Below are 20,799 nucleotides of genomic sequence, written 5' to 3'. Positions count from 1 at the left end.
TTATTGTTCAACACAAAGTTTAAGTTAATGCTAAAACTTTTTAACCACATTCATGCCTCTATTCCCTTGCCTCCCATTGCTACTGGGGTATTCTGCGAATACGTTACAGCCTCTAACGGCGTGTTTGTGCGTTCAGTTCGCCCCGGACTAGAGGCCATGATTCCTGTTGCAAATTCAACGCCCAATACTATCAAAGGGTTGCCACCTATAGAACCATACTTGCACCTTGAGACTCGTTTAGTACCATCAGAACTGCTACTTTCTATATTGACAAAAGCTGTATTCACCAAAGATAGCAGTGGCAATCTCACAGAGATTTTATTTCACCTATCCCTTGACAGTAGTAATCAATGGCAACTGACAATTCCAGTCCAATTGACTACACGAACGAGCTGCCAGCCTTTTGACAATTCATCCTACTCAACTGCTTTAATTGAGTGCCACTCTCACGCAGAATTGTCTGCTTTCTTTAGCAGCACAGATGATGCTGACGAGCGGGGTTTTCGCCTCTATGCAGTCTTGGGTAAAGTTAATACCTTGACTCCTGAGATTTTAGTGAGAATCGGAATTTTCGGACACTATAGCTTAATTAAAGCTAATTCTGTATTTGAAGAGCCACATTTTATCACTGATGCTTACCAAAACTCCCTTAAACCTCGACTTTGAGTACGCAAATTCCACACCTCTCCTTCTCAAAGATTACTCTCACCTTCACTTATGGCTCGTTGGCTGTGGCGGCACTGGCTCTTATGTAGCTGAAAGTTTAGCACGATTAGCTTACGTTTTCAAACAAGTTGGGAAAAATGTCAATATTACCTTTGTAGATCCCGATATTGTGGAAGGGAAAAATTTGGGGAGGCAGAGATTTTGTCAATCTGAACTTGGACTGAATAAAGCCACTACTCTTGCCTTGCGTTACAATCTTACCTGGGGGCTAGAAATTAGTGCAATTCCTGACTATTTTGACCCCAAATTGGTAAAATCATACTGGAATGATTTGGTAATTATCATTGGCTGCGTTGACAATAGTGCTGCTCGCCGTTCCTTGGGCAAAACGCTAGAGAATAACCGCCACGCTGAGATTCCGAGAATCTGGTATCTTGATGCTGGCAATAACTTTGATAGCGGTCAAATTCTACTGGGCAGCCATAATAGCCTTGAAGAGCTAACTCCGCACCTGGATAAGTTCAAGAAAACAGGCATTATGGGAGCGCTTCCCTCTCCTGTTTTACAATGGCCCAATTTGATAGAATTGCGACCTGAAGAATTGGGAAATACCCATTTATCTTGTGCTGAGTTGGCTAATCTTAACGCTCAGAGTCTCACAATTAATCAAACAATTGCCTCAATCGTTACTGACTATCTATTCCGCCTCAGTTTGACAAAGGACTTGCGTAAGTTTGCCACTTTCCTTAACCTTAAATCTGGTTCTATGCGCTCAGAATTTATCAGTTGTTCATCTCTCATAAAGTTTAGTTGTACTTGATACAAATCCTGGTTAGCTACACCTAACGGGATAACAACCCCGTCAAAAGCTTGATAAAATCAAGGACATAGCCCTCATACCCATCTGAAAAATCTGAGAGAGTAGAGGGGAGGGTAAAGGTTGAACAATACACCTTTACCCTCCCCTTCCCCTTCCCTTTATTTTGCTAACTTTATTAAGATTTTTTTTGGTTTAATACTGTGTCGAGTTGTAGCGTTTCGTGCAGGCATCGTCGGCAAAGGATTGAATCAGCTCAATCTGACTAGGATTGACTGTAATTTCCAAGACCTTGACTCGCTCAGGCACTGTCCAAGTTGCTTTCTTTTCATAGAGCCTCACGATACGCGGGAAACTCAGGTGCTTCAGCCCTGAGAGTAGTCAATACTAGGAGAGTTACCATTTTGAGTAATTGATGCAAGGCTTTTTTCGGAAATTTCAGAGTGTTCTGTATCTTGTATTGCAGTGAGATCGCTACTGCTGCCATTCTCTAAAATTCCTGTATTTGTTAAGTATTCTTCTAAGATGGGAATTAGAGAGCGATACCACTTTATTTGAGAACCACTCCATTTGTTTGTTGTTGAAGTAGCCAGCAAGGAAATATCATGAGCTGAGCCGGCTTGTGTCAGTATCCAAATTCGCTTGGCTTCGTTACGCTCTTGATACCCCAATGAAACTAGAGCTTTGTTGACTAAATCTGGCTTGATTTTGCACTCTAAGTTATCTGTGAGTATTGCTGCTAGTTCCGTTACTGTCATCCCAACTTCTGTCAAAGGGGAAGCTGCACCAATCAGTTGTTTTGCCGTCTCTGCTACCCCTTTGAGTTCTGGGTACATAGAGGCCAGCGAGTTGAATTTAAACTGGGCGATCGCGGACGCACTCAGTCCGGTATCTTGTAGCCAAGCTACCAAGTGGTCTATCGTCTCTATGGCGGCAGCAATTTTTTCAGAAGTGGGCATCTTTGCTCGCTTAGTTTTCCATATCGTGATCTTGACAGCATGGCGATATATCTAGCGGGACTTAAACAAATTTAAAGCCTAAATAAAGCCTAAATTTGCTTTATATGCACCAAAGATGCTAGCGAAAACTAGAAAGTTTTAGGCTTCTGTTCGAGAAGATACCCCCTAACGGGAGAAGTTGAAAAAAAATTAACTTCTCAAAGGTTATGGACTCTAACACCGCTTTAATCGGTCTCTCAAATATTTGCTCTAAATCTGACAACACTCCCCCCAGTGAAGTTAAAGAAGTGGTAGCGGTAATTTTCCCTTTTCTCACTCCGCATCCTTCCGATCAACTTCCCTTTAAAGTAGGCGATATCATCAAAACTGGTAAGCATTACGGTACTGTCACTTCTCTAAATCAAACCGATCGACCTGTAAGAATTACCTGGGATGCTAGTAACAGCGAAGACAGCTTTTCTTGGAATTATACACTTGATGAAATTCGTGTCCTCAAAATCTCCCTTGTGCCTCAGTTTATTCCTCAAAAAACTACTGGAGAACTTCCAGCTTGCACAACCATCGTACTTGCTAATTCGCAACAGGTACAATTCAGTAACACAACTATTTTCCAAGTAGAATCGCTGACTGAACACCACATTTTCATCTCGACTATCGACCAATCTTATCTCTTTCCCATTAACTTGTTTCCAGGCTTCCCGACAAGTTGTACCATAGATATTCCTGCACCTCAGCAGTTAAAAGTCGCTCGCAGTTTGTCTGTTGCTGACCTCAAAATCCGAGCTAAGACGTATTTAGCTCTCGAAATACCCGACAACTTCTTAGAATTCGCTATGCCAATTCAAAAACAGCAATTCAAAGAAAAACTGGCTCGACAATTGAGCGAAGAAAATTACGAACTTCTAGAATTTAACATAGCTTGGGAAGAAACCTGGAAGCAGCACCTAGAAAACCTAGCCAAGAAACAAGGATTATACGGATTTAAAGAGGGAGATTACATTTTAAAATGCCGAGAAGGAGTTCAACAAAGGGGGACAGTCCAACGCTTGAACGTTGAAAATCTACGTCCATTCCAAATCGAGTGGAACAGCGGAGAAATCCAAAATTACAGTTTGACCGAACTCAAAGGTTTGGGTATAGCTCGTATCGAATCTATTGTTAAATTATCCCCCAATGTGGCTTATCAGATTAGCGAAGACGGCTCCTACTTTAGAGCTTGGATTGGGTTCCGTACTAAAGCGTTAGCTAAGGCTTGGCTAATACCTGTCAAAAAGCTAGTCGGCTACCTTAGCAACTTAATTGATTGCCAAGTTCCAGATATTCAACATACAGGCTCTAAATACGAATACGCTGTAGAATGTCCCCGGCATAAAACTTTAAGTAAGCGCTTAGAAACTCTCCGAAAAGTTGCTGAATTTGATTTAGAAAAGATGCCAAGATGATGGAATAAATGGGAAATCAAATATAATTGGCTAGTTTATGACAGTGTAAATGCGATAAACAACTCTGTTACTAATCCAAAATATAAATTGCCTAATGGCCGAAAATGTTGATTTTTTTTTCTAGTCGTAAATATCAACTCAAGGAACAATCTTTGAGTTTGAGTGCTATTCAATTCACCCTTGACCCTACAATTCCAGGATCGCATGAACAAAACAGTAATGATTTCCGGTAGTCGTTCCATTAATGAATTGCCTTTAGGAGCAATCGCATCTCTCAATCGCATCATTGAACTAGGATTTGAAGTTATAGTCGGTGATGCTTCTGGTATTGATAGCTTAGTTCAGCAGTATTTGCAGTCTAAGAATTACCAGAAAGTCTTGGTTTACTATGCCTTATTTAGCGGCAATGGCAAACCTAGGAATACTTTTGGTTATCCCACCATTGGCATTCCCGGAAACTATAGCGCTCGCGACATCCAAATGTGTTCGCATTGTGATTACGGACTAGCCATCTGGGACGGACAAAGCAAAGGAACAGCAGCTAATATCAAGCGAGTTAAGAAGACCAAAGTTGTTATTGTTTAAAAACCAACAACCACTGTTCATATTATTAATCAACAAATAAATCAGCGATCGCCCTCTAGTGTACCAGAGCGCTATCGCCTTTTTTTTGTTGATTTAACCTGCTTCGTGAAACAGTCTTGCACTCAAGCTAACGCTTATTAGGGAGGCGATAGAGTTATTATCTAGCACTAATAATGATTCAAACCTTACTAGAACGACCGCAGGAATTTAAACAAATTCCCTTCACTCTCAAACCACAACAGCAGCAAACACTCGACAAATTGAGAACATTTGCAAGCAGCACTGAGTCATTCTTTTTGCTCTGCGGTTATGCAGGCACAGGAAAAAGCACACTTATTTTTCTTCTAATCAAAGAACTCTTGGCTCAAAGCAAGCGCATTGTCCTCACTGCACCTACTAACAAAGCCGTCGGTATTCTCAGAAAAATGGCAGCCTCTCAAGGTATTTTCGGAGTAGACTTTCTGACAATACACCAACTTTTAGGCTTAGGCATAGTTCGCAAAGAACAAGAGAAAGTCTTAGAACAGACAAGCTGTTGTTACCTCCACCTCTACGATATCATTTTTCTTGACGAATGTTCGATGGTTGGAACTCAATTATGGTCTTGGATTGAGCGTAGATTTGAACGTACCCTGTTCAACCACCGCAAATTAATTCTCATGGGCGACCCAGCTCAGCTTAACCCCGTCGGAGAAAAACGCTCGCCTGTCTTCAGCATTACCAATAAAACTATGCTAACCGAAGTTGTCAGGCAAGCTGGAGAAAGTCCCGTCCTCGACTTCATCACCGAATGCCGTTCTTGTGTCAAGAATAAAACCGATATGTTCTTGCCACATTCTACCTACACTCAAGGGAACAAATCTAACGGTGCATTCAAAGTTAAGCCAGAAACACTCCTGCAATACGCCCTCAAAACCATCAAGCGCGAATTCACTTCCAACCCTGACTGCTTTCGGATTCTGTGCTGGACAAACAAGCAAGTCAACTATTACAATCAGGCCCTCCGAGAACAAGTTTACGGTCAAACAGCCCCCAGATTCATACCGGGAGAAAGGCTGATTACTAAGAAACCAGTCATGGCCCCTGATGGTAAGACCGTTATTTTGCCCACTTCAACTGAATTTACCATTAAAGAAGTTGAAACGAGCCAACACTACGGCTATCGAGTATGGCTTTTAAAGATTGTGACCGATGACGGTTTATTTCGGCAAATCTTTGTGCTGCATGAATCCGAAAATAAACGCTACCAGGCTGAACTTAAGGAAAAACTCAAGAGTGCCAAGCGCAGCGGATTTTTATGGCGCAAGTATTATTGGTTTAAGGACGACATATTTGCCGAAATTGACAATTGCTTTGCCCTGACTATTCACAATTCTCAAGGCAGCACTTTTGATGAAGTGGGTTTGGACATTAATGACATTTTGACTCGGCTATTGGTGGGAAAAGAAATGAGCAGCAAACAGAAACTTAAAGAATACCACCGCCTCTTGTATGTCGGAACGAGTCGCTGCCGCCAACGGATACTATTTGTTCCTCCAATTTCATCCAGAGTTCAACTTGCATTAGGATACTTAACTAAATCTGGTTCAAGTAACTTTTGATGATAGGCAGTAGAAAGTAGGGAGAAAATAGCAATAAATCGGTTTGTGAAAAAGGCGACATCTCACTTAGAATAATATATCAGTAGGGCGAAGCATGACCTCCGTAAATATAAGACGTTCACCAATAACTTATATGCCGGAATGCTTCGCTCTCTTTTTTTCGACAAGATGCACTCCCAAAAACTGCTACTTAGATTACGATTTTATTAATCAACAAGCTCAAATTTATCATCCTAAAATAAAGGTTGATTATTACCTTTAATTGTTAAAAAAATAATTACAATAATCCACCTGCTCTCAACCATATTGGTTCCACTCTTTCCACACTTCGACTCTCTTTTTTCAGCCACCGCTCGCGAGTGCTGCTACCGCAGCGGCAAATCGAACTTCTGACACACAACTAATTATGGCAAAATCTAGACTTACAGAAACACCCCCTCAGCAAAAAGTAGTACAGAGAGCAACCAAGAAAAAACGCTCTCCTGAAACAGCGACTAATTCCGCTAAGGCTGAAAAATCTGTTACAAAAATCACAAAAGGTTCTTCAACTTCTGAACCGGAAACAGCACTTTCAGAACAAGTAGAACCCTCTGAAAAATCCACAGAATATACACCAGTTTCAGCCACAGATGCTTCTGATTTAGGAGCTAAATCAAACGATGAGACATTGCCGGAGCCTTCTCCTTCCCCTTCCCCTTCAATCGTTGAATTTGCCTGTGATGCCAGAGAATTAAATGATTACATCCAAACTCTCAAAAGCAGCATTTATAGCAATAACAACCATGTCATTTTATCCAATATTCTCATAGAAGCAGATGCCGCAACTAGACAATTGCATTTAACTGCTTATAACCTGGAATTTGGGATACAAGCGAGTTTTGAAGCTAATGTCAATCAATCTGGAAAGCTCACTCTCCCTGCAACCATACTCGCAGACATTCTCGGAAAATTTCCGAAAAGTCGCGTTACCTTAAAGAGTTCTTGGGAAATTATCAAAGGAAGTGACGTTCCATCAGTCAGTGCCACTCTGACTGCATCAAGGAGCAAGCACGTCATTCGTGGGCTAACTGCGGACGAATTCCCTGCTATCAAGAGCCTTGAACAAAAACTTGTGACCATTCCTGCTAGCGTGTTAATTGCTGTCCTCAAAGCCAGCTTATTTGCTGTAAGTTCTGAAGAAACCAAACGTATCTTAACTGGAGCGAACTTTCAACTAAGCCACGACGCAGAAAGGGGACTTTCTCAATTGAGAGTTTGGACAACAGACGGACATCGGATAGCAATGGTTGTAGGATTCAGTGAAAGCAGTGATTCCGATATTTTGAACACTCGAAACGTGCAATTTACAGTACCCACTAAGGTACTCCGGGTATTAGAGCGGACTTTGAATCCCACTGACAGAGTAGCTATTTACTATGAGACTGAGCCTGACAATAGCAATAACTTTGTTGCTTTTGAGTGGAACAATTGGCGGCTGACAGCGCAGTTATTAGAAGGAAAATACCCGAATTGCGACCAAATTATTGCTCCTTATCGGCATGAACTTAGCCATCAAATTGTGGTAGAGAAGCTCAGCTTTTTAAAAGCCTTAGAGCGGTTAGCTTCTCACAGCGATAAGTCCCATGTTACAGCAATTTTTGAATTAGATTTAGATAGTCAACAAGTGCGAATTTCACTAAATAATACTCTCAGTTCTGGTACTGAGATAGTTGATGCCAAACTATTCGGTTGTGACTTTCGGATCAAGTGCGACATCCGCTATTTAATTGATACAGTTAAAGCTGTTTCTAGTTCGGATTTGCGGATGTTAATGGCAACTCCTACGGCTCCCATACTGATTGCACCGTTTGGAATACCAGCGTCGGGTACAGAGGCTAAGGAGTGCGAATACATTATCGCTCCGCAAGAATAAAAGGTGGGGAGCGGCATCTAAATTTGATGCCCTCTCCTGCCCCAATTCGGAGCCTATTACTGTATAAATTAGGATAATTTAAATTCCTATTTTAACATAAAAATTATCTACAAGTGTGTTCAATACTCTCGCACCAACAACTTATATTAATACTAATTATCAAGACTCATGCAATAGTAGCCGTAGGGTGTGTCGCCATTAAAAATTCCTAATTTAGACAAACAATCTCACAGATACGCACCTGACAAACAGAGCCCACAAACAAAGCTAACAATTCTGTAGCAATATTTTTGAGAAATGGCATAACTTCAGGCACGGCTCCCCTATCGGGGAATAGTTACCAGAAGTATTCTAACCACTCAAAATGTACCAACCACTGCACCTCAAATACCGCCCCAAAAACCTCCAAGAATTAGTGGGTCAAGACACCATCAAAACAACCTTGACCAATGCCATCACCTCCGACAAAATTGCTCAAGCTTACCTGTTTACTGGCCCCAGAGGAACAGGCAAAACCTCAACCGCTCGCATTCTTGCTAAATCTCTCAATTGTTTGAATAGCAAAAAGCCAACCGCCACTCCTTGCGGGGAATGTTCAAGCTGCAAAACCATTGACTCCTGTTCAAGCTTAGACGTAACTGAAATCGATGCTGCCTCTCACAATGGCGTGGATGATGCCAGAGAATTAATACAACACAGCAACTTTGCGCCAGCGATGAGCCGTTACCGCATTTGGATTTTAGACGAATGTCACCAACTCAGTACCAGCGCTCAAAATGCTCTCCTCAAATGCCTTGAAGAACCTCCGGCTCATGTGGTATTTATTCTCTGTACAACTGAAGCACATAAAGTCCTGCCGACAATTATCTCCCGCTGCCAAACTTTTAACTTCCGAGCCTTGTCAGTTGATGCTATTGTCGGACAATTGCACAAAATTAGCTCTGCTGAATCTATTGCGATCGCAAGTGAGGCCATGCGGGAGCTCGCTCGCACCTGCGACGGGGGGTTAAGAGATGCCCTACAATTACTATCTCAGCTTTCACTGCTAAACTCAGAGATTACCCTAACTCAAGTTGCAGAAGTATCTGGCAGCATCAGCGAGCAAGACTTGATCGCCCTTCTCAAAGCCATTCATTCTGGCGATACCTTAAGCGTACTGCAATCTTCGAGAACGCTCATTGACAGCGGCAAAACCCCCAAACTGATTCTCAGCAGCTTGCTAGCAGCAATGAGAGATTTGCTCATTGTCAAATCAACGCGCCACTGCCAGAATTTAATTGCAGGGCCAGTAGGCTACTCACAACTGCGCTCGCTCGCTCTTCATCTCGATTTTGAAACAATTGATGCGGCTTGTACACAATTGCAAAAATCAGAATTTCAATTGAGAACTAGCACCAATGCTGCTACCTGGTTAGAAGTCTGTCTGCTGAACTTGATGCTGTCTTGCAAACTCGCTGCCCCCGAAACGCGGTTGCCGGCAACTTCCCAATCTAATCAGCCTGACAAATTTGATAAAACCCCTCAAAAAATAGAGGCAGATTCTCCTGACTTTGAGACAACTTGGGCGCAAGTAGTAGCAGCAGCGAAACCAGGCAATCGTAGCCTCTTAAACCGCGCTCAAATTGCCGAACTTTCGGCTGATTCATGTGTGTTAGCAGTAGAAAGAAAATACGCAAACAAGTTTCAGAGTCACCTTGAATCCGTGCAGCGGCTCGTTACTAAAGCTTTAGGCCGCTCTGTTACTGTAACTGTCAAACAACAGGAGGAGTTAGCAGCATGATTAGCCTCCTAATTGGGAATGATACCTACGCAATTGAACGAGAAGTTGAAAATTTTAAGACTCAAACTCATCCTCTATGGCGAGATTTCAACATCCACCGCTTCGATGCTTCTTTCCTGGATGCAGCCCTCTCTGCTGCTGCTTCAGTTCCTTTCGGCGGTGGAAACAAACTTATTGTCGTTGAAAATTGCGATTTCAAGCAATTTGGAGAAATGGGGCTAGAATTGCTGCAAATTTTGCCCCAATTACCTGCGACAACGCATTTAGTCTTCACTGCTGCTGTTATCGACAAACGACTCAAGGTAGTCAAGCATTTGTTGCAGTTTGCTACACTTAAGGAATTTACTCTCATTCCTCCTTGGCGTACTGACTTGATTGAAAGTGCGATCGCTGCTACTGCTAAACAGATGAATCTCTCAATTGCCAGAGATGCTGTCAGCTATCTAGCGGTAGCCATTGGCAACGATTCTGCTCGAAGAGTCAGTGAACTGGAGAAATTAGCCATTTATGCAGCAGGCGCTCGCATTACGAAAGAAGCTGCTAAAATCCTCGTTCCAGCTACCACAGCCAACTGTTTTCAACTTGCCGAAGCTATTTTAAAAGGTCAAGCAGTGGCGGCAATTAAGGTGCTTGATGAATTGCTATCTCGGGCAGAGTTTCCTTTAGCAATTATTGCCACTCTCCAAACTCAGTTTAAAACTTGGCTGTGGGTAAAAGCTACTATCAATTCCGACCAACAACGTTCTGATAGCGAAATTGCTAGTATGTGCGGAATTAGTAACCCCAAACGGCTGTATTTCCTTAAGCAGGAGGTTAAGGAAGTATCTGCGAACTTCTTAAGTCGATCGCTCTCCATTTTGTTTGATTTAGAAATTGCTCTCAAAACAGGAGATAAGCCTGACTCAATGTTGCCTGCTTTGCTCAGCATCACTCAACTCACTCACCTTAAATAACAGGAAAGCGCTGCCGAGTTAATTCGGCAGTCTTTCATTAACAATCCTGGAGGCAAAAACTGAAGAGCAACACTATTGGTAGCAGTAAGGTGCGCGGCGTACCCTACAGATAGAGTTTATGCGTCCCGAACTAATTAACTGTAGTTAGTCCTGGACGCAACAATCCTATGGATAGGGGCAACCACGGGGGGTTTGCCCCTACATTCACATCATACAGCAGATTGCAAGTTTATAGATGACAGTAGCAGCATTTAGTAAACCAGTTTTTTAGATGTTGAGGATTTATTAAATCGAGTGATCCGGCAATTAATGTATCAATCATTTTTGTTGTAGTTGGAGAAAAGGTACGCATAAAAGACTTAAGTTGCGCTCACCCTAATTCAATGGGATTAAATCGGGGAAATACGGTGATAAGTTAATAATATTTGCGCTAACTGCTTGAATTATCGGTGCAATTGAATCCATTTTATGTGCTGGCAAATGATCCATTACTACTACCGCTCCTACCCACAATTCCGGCAGTAAAAATTTTTCGATAAACACTTCAAACCCACATTCCACAGGTGCGAGCACAAAATCCAGTATTTTTTAAAGAGGAGAAATATTGAAGCGTCTGATATTAGAGTACAGGAGCTTGACCACTGTGGACTCGTTGCTGGAATCTGTGATGAAATGGGATTAGTCGAACAGATCGACAAACTACTGGGGACTCATTCACAAGAAATCATCACACCGGGGCAAGCAGTCAAAGCCATGATTTTGAATGGATTAGGTTTTGTCAGTGCCCCACTGTATCTATTTGAAAAGTTTTTTGTAGGCAAAGCCACAGAACATTTGTTGGGAGAAGGCGTCAGACCAGAACACTTAAATGACGACAGGTTAAGGCGCATCCTGGACAAATTGTATGCCTATGGACTCACAGAATTATTTGTCACAGTGGCACTGTCTGCGGCACGACGCTTTGGGGTAAACCTGCACAGCCTGCACTTAGATTCGAGTTCGCTACACGTTGATGGCGATTATCGAGCGCGGTGGAGATGACACCGAAGAACCAGGTACAATTCATATCACCCACGGCTATTCCAGAGACCACCGACCAGATTTAAAGCAATTTATGGTAGACCTGATGTGCAGTGGGGATGGAGATATCCCTTTGTACATGAGAGTGGGAGATGGCAATGAAACCGACTCCGCCTCCTGAGCCCAACTGATTGTGGAATTCAGACAACAATGGGATGTGGACGCACTGTTTGTAGCTGATGCAGCTCTCTACACTGCTTCAAACCTCCAACAGATGGCACAATTGAGATGGGTATCCAGAGTGCCAGCTACCTTAACCAGTGCCAAGGACTTGTTGCAACACATCCACCCCGACGCATTAGTCCCCAGTTCCCTCCCTGGTTACCAGATAGCAGCTTGCGGGAATAGCTATGCTCAAATTCCACAACGATGGCTAGCGGTCAAGAGTCAGGCGCGGTTAGCATTAGACCTCAAACAATTGGAGAAACGCTTAGCAAAACAAGAAGCACTCGCCGTTTGTGCACTCAAACAATTACAGAATCAACAGTTTGCCGGTCGGCCAGATACCCTAGCGGAGGTTGCTTCATTTTCGCAACAGTTACCTTACCATCAATTACAGAACTTGCAAGCGATCGAAATTGTGGAACACAAAAGACGTGGCAGACCCCGTAAGGATGCAGTCGGTCAGAAACATTATCAAATCTCTGCGGTACTTGTCCCTAAGGATAGTGTTATTGATGCCGAACGGCAATGTGTTGGATTGTTCTTGTTGGCGACCAATGTGTTGGACTCTTCAGGTATTGAGTGATGACCAAATTATACGAGAATACAAGGCGCAGCAATCAACGGAACGAGGTTTTCGGTTTCTCAAAGATCCCTTATTTTTTACTTCGAGTGTCTTTCTCAAAACCCCTGAGCGAGTAGCGGCGCTAGCAATGTTAATGGGTTTATGTTTGCTAGTTTATAGTTTAGGTCAACGTTCTTTGCCTCAAGCTCTCGATCGCGCCAAGCAAACCATTGATAATCAACTAGGTAAGCCTACGGCAAAACCAACTTTGCGGTGGGTGTTTCAATGTTTCATGTCGATTCATTTATTGACAATTAATAGTGTCAAGCACATTACCAATTTGACGCAAGAACGATTGTGGATTCTCCAATTCTTTGGCGCTCCTTGCCGTAAATATTATCTTCTCTCTTGAGCTGCTGTGCCATCTCAGCTGAAAAAATTCCCGGACGATCGTGCTACCTGCGGAATGTGGGTTAAATAATGCTCCTAAACCGTCTTGGGCAACAATACCGGCGAGTCTTTGAAACATTGCTGACATATCATCTTCCGAGTATTCAGCAAATATTTCTGATTCCCAAAGTATGCTTTCTAAGATATCAGCATCCGTGTCAGGGGAATTTGCCTCCGCTGCGACAAGTGCTACCGCTGCTACGGATTCTTCTAAAGTCAAGCTTGCTTCGGATTGGTCTTCTGAATTGAATATTTTATCAAACTTGCCCACAGATTTTGCCCCGCTAGTGTTTAGTTTTGCTATTCATAGCAAATTTATGACATAAAAAGATAGTAGTCAGGGATACTCTGCGCGCTGGACACCTCGCCGTGCCGTTTCCCTACACATATCGCGCCGGACACTGGGCCGTGTTGTTTCCCTACACATATCGCACCCGACATGGCGCCGTGCCGTTTCCCTACAGATATCGCCTATTACCAAGGACTGCCAATTATTGTGAATCCGGCCCAAAACTTCGGGTGAGAGAAATCTGCATTTGCTACTTTTGTGGCTTGATTAATGTCGATCGCGCCTTGAGTTCCCCGCAATTGACCGTTTTTAAGTAAAATTTGTTTGTGGATCATTGCCAGTTGAGCTTTTCTGAGCGCTTCAGCTTTAATTGGCGCTGAACGCAAATTGCCATAAAACTCGGTCATCAACGTCAAAGTGCCGATATCATTAACTTTCCACAAACTCGCCAAAGCTGATTTGACACCGCTGCGGACGGCCAGTCCAGCAAAACCCATTTCTGCTGCTGTACTGTCACCGATCGCCGTTTCGCAGGCACTCAGCACTAATAACTCTACTTGTCTGCGATCGTACCACTTCGCCGATCTAAATTCATCCAGTGCCAAAGAACGGTTCCACAAATGAATCTCAGCTTCCTTGCGTCCGTTTTGATTTTGCGGAAAGCTAGCGTGAGTAGCAAAGTGAACAATGTCAAATGCCTGTTGCTGCCGCTGTTTGCTGAGATTTTCTAGGGTAAAGTTTTCGTTGAGAAAAGAGCGTCCCCGCCACAAGGGCAATTCGGCAGCAGGATTGAGAAAACTTTCATTTCTGCTCAATCCCGCTTGATTTTTCCTGTCGCTTCTGGTACCGGCGATCGCAGATAATTCGATCGGCACCGCAGGCAAAGGATCTTGCTCGGTGTGTGGAAATTCGGAAGCACCCATCGCTAAAACTTGAGCGTTTTTCAAACTTTTATACTTTGTGTTACTCAGGCTGACACTGGGAATTGAGCCTACACTGTACTTTTCTACTAGAAATTGCTTGCCGTCGTGCAAACCTGCTAGCGGTAGTTGGCGCAAACCGGCATCAAAAGAAAACACTAGCGTATCTATATTTAATGCTTCTAAATTTGAACTAATCGGCGCAATTAACCACTGGTAAAGTTGCTGAGCTATTGGCAAATATTCTTCACTTTGCGAATCATTAGATCGACCCAAAGAGCGATGAAATTCTGCCACTTTTTCCAGCAAAACTGCGCTACTGACAGGAATATTTCTGAGAATCGGAGGGCCGTCTGGAACTACTAACACTAGGGATAATTCTTCGAGACGGACGATCGCGTAAACAATTACAGCTTGCTTCCCGGTTTCCTCTTTGATTGTTTTGAGAGTTTCTCTCAGATATTGAACGTTGATTTTTTCATCTGTAAAGTTTTCCCCATAATAATTTTCGTAGTCTTGTTCAAAGAGTTGGTCAATTAGAGCAACAGCATCATTAGCATTACCTTGGTCTAAAGTTTGTTCGACGAGCGACCTGCTAATTTCTGAGGGAAAGAGATTTGGGATATCTGCGGGTAAGGGATTTTCTGCGATCGGAGGGGGAATTGGCGCTGGTGCGGGAATTGGCGCTGGTGCGGGGGCAGGAGTTGGAGTTGGGGCTGGTGTTGGTGCGGGCGCAGGAGTTGGTGCTGGTGCTGGAGTTGGTGCGGGTACTGGATTAACGGGAGGTGATTCTATTTGGGGCAGAGAGATTTGGGGAATATTTGCCAACCAATTAGTAGGGTTTTCAGCAGGTTGTTCTGGAGGAGGCGTCTCGGCCGGAGGGGGATTTAAGACTATGTATCCGTCGGGTTGTTCGGTGGAAGAAGCGCCAAGCTGCGGCGGGTTTTCGGGAGGGTTTTCTGAAGCTGGGATAAAGGTAAGATTGGGTGTTTCAACAACGGGCGGTATGTCGATCGATATTTGTCGATTATTTTCTAGTTGAAAGCCAACTCTGGTATTTCCAGTTTCAGGATTTAGCTCGAAAGAAGTTTCAGCACCCAATAAATCGCCAATTAAAAAAGCTAAATCTTGTTGGGGATTTTGGCTTGGGCTGACAGCGGGTGCGGGGACGGGTGCAGGTGCAGGTACGATCGCACTTGCAGGCGCGGGTACGATCGCACTTGCAGGTGCTGGCTGAATTGGAGCTAACGGCTGGGTTACGGAGGCAAGAGGGGCTGTGGGCGCGGGATTTGGGGCGTTTGAAGGTTGAGGGGCGATCGCAGGTTGAGCGCCGAGGGATGAGGTGATTTGGGAAACAGAGGGAAGGGTAGGCCTCGAAGCTAGGCGGGCAGCAGCGTTTGGCGTTGTGGGTGTTGAGGGCTGTGTGGGGCGCGCGCGCGGTGGCAGTACGAATGAATCCGGCAACTCAGGTAGTTGGAAGTCGATGGGAAAACCAGGTATCGGATCGGGTGTTGCCGAAGGTGCGATCGAGCTTTCGGGAATTGGGGCAGGTTCGATAAATATTTGGGGAATTGGGAAAGGTGCGATCGAGTTTTCCGGTGTTGGGGCAGGTGCGATCGAGCTTTCCGGTGTTGGGGCAGGTGCAAGGGGTAAACGCGGTGGGGGTTGCGGGGAGGGTGTGCCTGCGGGCGCTGGAGTCGGTGTTGGGGAAGGCGCTGGAGTAGCTGCGGCTGTGGGTGCGGGCGATGGAGTAGCTGTGGCTGTGGGTGCAGGCGTGGGAGTAGCTGTGGCTGTGGGTGCAGGCGTGGGAGTAGCTGTGGCTGTGGGTGCAGGCGTGGGAGTAGCTGCTGGTGTGGGTGCGGGTGTTGGAGTAGCTGCGGGCGTTGGTGCAACTATTGGCGGCGGTACGGAAATAATTTGAATGCGATCGCCATCCTGTCTGTGAGTATAAAGATAGGAGTTATCCCGCAAAATTGTTTGAATAGGATTAGAATTTCCCCTAGTAATTGCACCCGCCGTTCCATTTATGGCAGAATCACCCACGATAAACGGCGTTAATCCTGCGCCTCCGTGGCGGATAATTATAGTACCGCCCTTGCTATCTCCAGGATTTCCCGCCGTAGAAATGCTGGCATTAATGCCGTTTCTGTCTGTGAAGGAATTGAGCGATCGAAAAAACCTTCCCATCTGAATCTCCACATTTCCGCCGATACCGCTGCCCTGACTCTGAGCATTAATTTGATTCACAGTAATATTGCCCGAAGTGCTGCGGTTATAAGCCGTGACATTCCCTGCATTCCCCTGCGCCGAAGAGTCAATTTTACCAACATTAATACTTCCGGTAGCGTCGAGCAAGATACTGCCGCCATTACCAGCAGAAGAGGTATTGATATCGCCTGCAGCAATATTAGTTCCAGCATTCAGATCGATATTGCCACCAGTGTTAGAAGAAGTCGCAGTGAGATTTTTAGTCGTGATTTCTCCGTTCTCACTAAACAAAGAAATTCCGGCGGGTGAGGTAATATTTTGGGCGGTAATATTATTTGTAGTAATAATGTTAATTGCACCGGAACTTTCGGGGATATCATCTTGAATATTGACGCTGTTGAGGGGAGAGACACTGCCCACAGCATCACCAAAATCAACACTTCCCGCATCGGGTTGAACAGTAAGACTGTAAGGCCCGTCAACAGTAGACTTAAAAGTAATATCGCCAGTCTCTAAAATTTTGACTGACAGGTTATTACCTAATGTTACGGGAGCGTTAAAAGTAATATTATTGCGGTTAGTTTCGATCTTGCCACTGGCAGTAATAGAGTCATTTGCCTTGACATCAATATTGCCACCAGTCACAGTAATACTGGGAGCGAAAGTGCGGGAATTAATATCCGATGTCGCAATAGTTCCTTGAGAATTGATCGTGACATCTCCACCCTTACCATTTGCCGCAGCGGTAATAATTGGGCCTGCTGTTGTGTCGATATTACCGCCGCTTTGAATGCGAAGATTGCCGCTATTGGCGTTGAACCCACTTAATAATAAAGCGCTACCAATTCCTGCCGTACTGATGTTGGTTCCAGCTTCGAGGGAAATATTGCCGCCGTTGTTGCCACCGATCGCATTGATGATTCCGGCCGTAGTGTCGATCGCCCCGCCGCTCTTAAAAGTAATCGATCCGCCGTCTTGAGTGCCACTGGCTTGAATACCACGAGTAGTAATGTTGCCAGTGCTGGCGGTAATATTAACACTTCCACCCTGCAATTTTCCGCCAGAATTGACATTACCTATTTGAATATTACCGTTAATCGTAGATAGAGTAATGTTGCCACCATTCCCATTAGGAGAACGAGTCGATAATAAATCTAAGCTATATCCTGGTATTTCACTTGGTGTTTCTATGCCATTCTTAGCTTGGAGGTTGATATTGCCAGCATTGCCACTAATATTAGCTTCGGTATTGAGAATGCCTGTGCTAATTTTACCATTCATGCTAGTGAGGCTAATATTACCGCCGCCAGTATCACCTGGTATGTACACGCCTGAAATGCTTAGAAGATTAATATCGCCATTAGCCAAAATGGTTACATTACCGCCAGTACCCTTGCTGTCAGATCGGGCATCTATGGAGCCAGCTACTGAGTTTGCCGATCCAATAGAGATCGCACCTCCACTTGAAAGAAAAATATTACCAGGAGTATTACCAATTGTATCGATCTGACCTGGAGAAATTATAATGTCACCATTGGTAGTCTTGAGGGTAACATTCCCACCCGTTGGGCATGGAGGGCCACCAGCGCTGATGCTATTCCCATTAAGATTAATTCCATTACCAGCCTCCATAGTTATATTACCACTAACACCATTACGAGAATCGGAATTAACACTCCCTTTTAAGCTAAGGCTCTTATCACCTATCAACGTTATTGCCCCACTATTTTGCAAGGCAGATGAACCAATGCTATTAGTAGTAATATTGCCACCCGCACTGAGATTAATTGCGCCACCTCTGTTAGTTGAAGTGAACAAGGAACTTTGCAACTGACTTGTAATGATATCGCCCTTAGTGTTGGTAATATTAATATTTCCACCCTGCAATATACCAAAAGTATCTACGCTACCAATATTAATATTTCCATTAGTAGTAGATAAAGTAACGTTGCTGCCATTGCCGTTACTAGAAGTACCCGCGATAATTCCTGTTGTCGGTGTTGTGATGCCACTGTTAGCTTGAATTGTAATATTTCCAGCAGCGCTATCGCCCGTTGTATCGATCGTTCCGATATCAATTGAACCGCCGCTCGTAAGTGCTATCTGCCCGCCGTTTTGAATCGCCTTTACATTGAGATCGCCAGTCGTAATAGTGCCACCTGCATTCAAAGTAATATCGCCGCCATTCTTGAGACTGCCCAGACTAAGCCCAGTAGAAAGTGTACCTGTAAGGATGTTGCCTCCAGCAGTTAAAGATATTATACCACTACTATCATCCATTGTCTGACCTGTATTAATACTTCCTGTTTGAATGTTGCCTGTGGCTTGCATAATTATAGGGACTGTATTATTTAAAGTAGGACTATAAGCCCAAAAGTTTCCTGTTTGAATGTTGCCGCCAGATTGTAAAATTACCGCTCTAGAACCGCCCCAAATCAATTCATAACCCGTAGGAGGGCTACCATAAGCTGCAGCGGTACTGGTAATTCTTATATCTCCATTAACAATAATATTTCCCGTACCCGAAGTCGTATCTATTTTGATAGATGGACCTATATAAGTTCCCGAAATAATAATGTCATCTATAGCTTGCATAATTACAGGGCCTGCGTTCTTGGTTAGAGAGATATAAGTATCAATACCTCTTGTTTGAATCTTGCCGCCAGATCGCAAAATTACCGCTTGCGAAGTACGCAGAATAAATTCATCTGTGCCGGGATCACCGCTAGTAATATTTGTGTCTGGACTCGTAATACTTATATCTCCATTAAAAATAATATTTCCCGTACCCGAAGTCGTATCTACCTTGAGGGAAGCCCCCGTATATCCCCCAGAGATATAGTCATTGGGCTGCGTAAATATTGGATCGTACAAACTGGTAAAATTAGCAGGTTTGCCCGATCGATCGAGAATTGACATATTATTGCCACTGCGAAAGTGAGCATCTGTAGATATCATGCCATCACTCACTAAAGTCAAATTTCCACCGCTCACAAATGGCGTTTGCGAAAGATGATTCAGCGCCAAAATATCGATACTTTGATTTCCCTGAATGTAGAGATTTCCGCCAGCATTCGCCACAAACGGATTTGCCACACTATCGCGCACCCGCACTGTATTGTCAGCCAGCAAATTCAAATCGCCAGTTGTACGCAACAGACTTTCAACTAATGTCAAATTGCGATTAGCTGACAGCGTTGCATTCTCCGCAGTTACTTCTTTAGCAGTGACATCTCCATTCTCTACCTGCAAACCAGAACCAGTTAATTCTATTTGCCCTCCAGCGTTGACTGTCACCCCCGTTGCACTTCCCCCGCCACCAGTCAACAACTGCGGCAAAGATGCAACTGGCAACACCCAATTTTGAGGCAAACTCCCCGCGACAGATTGCGGCTGAATCTCCAAACTCAACAGATTTCCCGGTTGACTAATTCTGACTAAATTCTCACCCGGTACAGCCGCAACAGTAATATTTCCTCCCGGTGCAGAAAGTTGTCCCGTACTCAAAACCGTGCCGCCCAATAAAGTTAAATTTTGCCCTTGTCCCACTGCCAGATTGCCTAAATTGATAATTCCTCCCGGTTGTGTATTTGTAAAAGCAAAAGTATTCGGATTTCCGACTAATTGAGCATAATTATTAGTACCAGTCGCACTAAACCAGTTATTGCCAAAACCGATGCCCGTCGCAGTAGTAGCAGTGAAAGCACCAGGCACGTTCAAACTAGAATTTGCACCGAAAACAATCCCCGCAGGATTCATTAAAAATAAATTGGAATTGCCGCCAGTTATTTGAATTAATCCGTTAATCAGCGAAGCATCGCCGCCGACAACTCGCCCTAAAATATTGCGAATATTGGGATTAGATATAAAATTGGCAGTTTGTCCTTGAGTTAAACCAAATTCTTGGAAACTGTGAAAGAGATTTGCACCGTCGCCGGATTGTTGGCCGCCGTTGATGTTAAATTGGTTGCCGCTGGGAGTAATTTGAGTATTCGTGCCGTTGGTTGCGGGGGTAATTTGGGCTGTGGCTGTTTGGGCTGGGGCGAAAAGTCCTATTTCCCACATTGCTAAGGTGGTGAAGGAGAGAAAGGTGAGGAAAAAGCGGGTTTTCTTGTGTGTTGATTTCATGGTTTTTGTTAGTAGATGATATCTTGTACACTCTGATAATTGCGAAAGTCCGCCAGCGCCCTCTGACAGTCCCAAAGTCCATCAATCCGCCAGGGGTTGAAACCCCTGGCTAATAGCGAAAGTCCTCTGAAGAGGACTGTAGAAAAAGTTTAATGTCAGTCCACTTCAGTGGACTTTTGCTTTGAGGCAGGGAATGAATTCCCTGCCGGAATTAACGTCACATCCCGCGAGTCCGCCAGGGGTTGAAACCCCTGGCTAATAGCGAAAGCCCTCTGAAGAGGA

11 protein-coding genes and 1 pseudogene are annotated in these 20,799 nt (G+C 44.1%); 9 read left to right on the top strand and 3 right to left on the bottom strand.

Annotated features, from left to right (window positions below):
* The first annotated feature begins 27 nt into the window (after positions 1-27).
* Both QUB25_RS12470 and QUB25_RS12465 read left to right on the top strand, forming a co-directional pair.
* Positions 28-666 (top strand): hypothetical protein, encoded by a 639-nt coding sequence (locus QUB25_RS12470; RefSeq protein ID WP_333183558.1) that lies wholly within the window; start codon positions 28-30, stop codon positions 664-666.
* Positions 632-1,486, top strand: a complete 855-nt coding sequence (locus QUB25_RS12465) for a PRTRC system ThiF family protein (protein ID WP_333183557.1) — start codon at positions 632-634, stop codon at positions 1,484-1,486. Before QUB25_RS12470 ends, QUB25_RS12465 begins: the two co-directional genes overlap by 35 nt.
* 362 nt (positions 1,487-1,848) lie before the next feature.
* On the opposite strand, the gene QUB25_RS12460 is transcribed toward QUB25_RS12465, so the two are convergent.
* Entirely contained in the window at positions 1,849-2,442 is a 594-nt protein-coding gene (locus tag QUB25_RS12460) for a hypothetical protein (protein ID WP_333183556.1), read from the bottom strand.
* A 206-nt stretch (positions 2,443-2,648) separates the two neighbouring features.
* Between QUB25_RS12460 and QUB25_RS12455 the strand changes: the two genes are divergently transcribed.
* From QUB25_RS12455 to QUB25_RS12425, 7 genes and pseudogenes are all read left to right on the top strand, one after another.
* On the top strand, positions 2,649-3,884 hold the full coding sequence (locus QUB25_RS12455; protein ID WP_333183555.1) for a hypothetical protein: 1,236 nt from the start codon (positions 2,649-2,651) through the stop codon (positions 3,882-3,884).
* Between the two features lie 204 nt (positions 3,885-4,088).
* The gene (locus tag QUB25_RS12450; RefSeq protein ID WP_333121254.1) at positions 4,089-4,469 is read left to right on the top strand and encodes a hypothetical protein; all 381 of its coding nucleotides are present in this window, start codon (positions 4,089-4,091) and stop codon (positions 4,467-4,469) included.
* Between the two features lie 173 nt (positions 4,470-4,642).
* Positions 4,643-6,070, top strand: coding sequence for an ATP-dependent DNA helicase (locus QUB25_RS12445; RefSeq protein ID WP_333121253.1), 1,428 nt, complete (start codon positions 4,643-4,645; stop codon positions 6,068-6,070).
* Positions 6,071-6,476: 406 nt separating this feature from the next.
* Positions 6,477-7,982, top strand: coding sequence for a DNA polymerase III subunit beta (dnaN, locus tag QUB25_RS12440; protein ID WP_333183554.1), 1,506 nt, complete (start codon positions 6,477-6,479; stop codon positions 7,980-7,982).
* Between the two features lie 364 nt (positions 7,983-8,346).
* Positions 8,347-9,762 (top strand): DNA polymerase III subunit gamma/tau, encoded by a 1,416-nt coding sequence (dnaX, locus tag QUB25_RS12435; RefSeq protein ID WP_333183553.1) that lies wholly within the window; start codon positions 8,347-8,349, stop codon positions 9,760-9,762.
* On the top strand, positions 9,759-10,715 hold the full coding sequence (gene holA, locus QUB25_RS12430) for a DNA polymerase III subunit delta (RefSeq protein ID WP_333183552.1): 957 nt from the start codon (positions 9,759-9,761) through the stop codon (positions 10,713-10,715). The genes dnaX and holA overlap by 4 nt, the downstream gene beginning before the upstream one ends.
* 603 nt (positions 10,716-11,318) lie before the next feature.
* Positions 11,319-12,934 (top strand): annotated as a pseudogene (locus QUB25_RS12425) (IS1634 family transposase).
* Here the strand turns inward: QUB25_RS12425 and QUB25_RS12420 are convergent.
* Positions 12,827-13,243 (bottom strand): hypothetical protein, encoded by a 417-nt coding sequence (locus QUB25_RS12420; protein ID WP_333061461.1) that lies wholly within the window; start codon positions 13,241-13,243, stop codon positions 12,827-12,829. The pseudogene QUB25_RS12425 and the gene QUB25_RS12420 overlap by 108 nt on opposite strands.
* A 203-nt stretch (positions 13,244-13,446) precedes the next feature.
* Positions 13,447-20,517, bottom strand: a complete 7,071-nt coding sequence (locus QUB25_RS12415) for a CHAT domain-containing protein (RefSeq protein ID WP_333183551.1) — start codon at positions 20,515-20,517, stop codon at positions 13,447-13,449.
* Positions 20,518-20,799 lie beyond the last annotated feature (282 nt).

Origin of the sequence: Microcoleus sp. B3-D7 (assembly GCF_036705305.1) — a bacterium.
Taxonomy (GTDB): Bacteria; Cyanobacteriota; Cyanobacteriia; order Cyanobacteriales; family Microcoleaceae; genus Microcoleus.
Note: the sequence above shows the minus strand (reverse complement) of the source record. Positions and strands in the feature narration are given on the sequence as shown.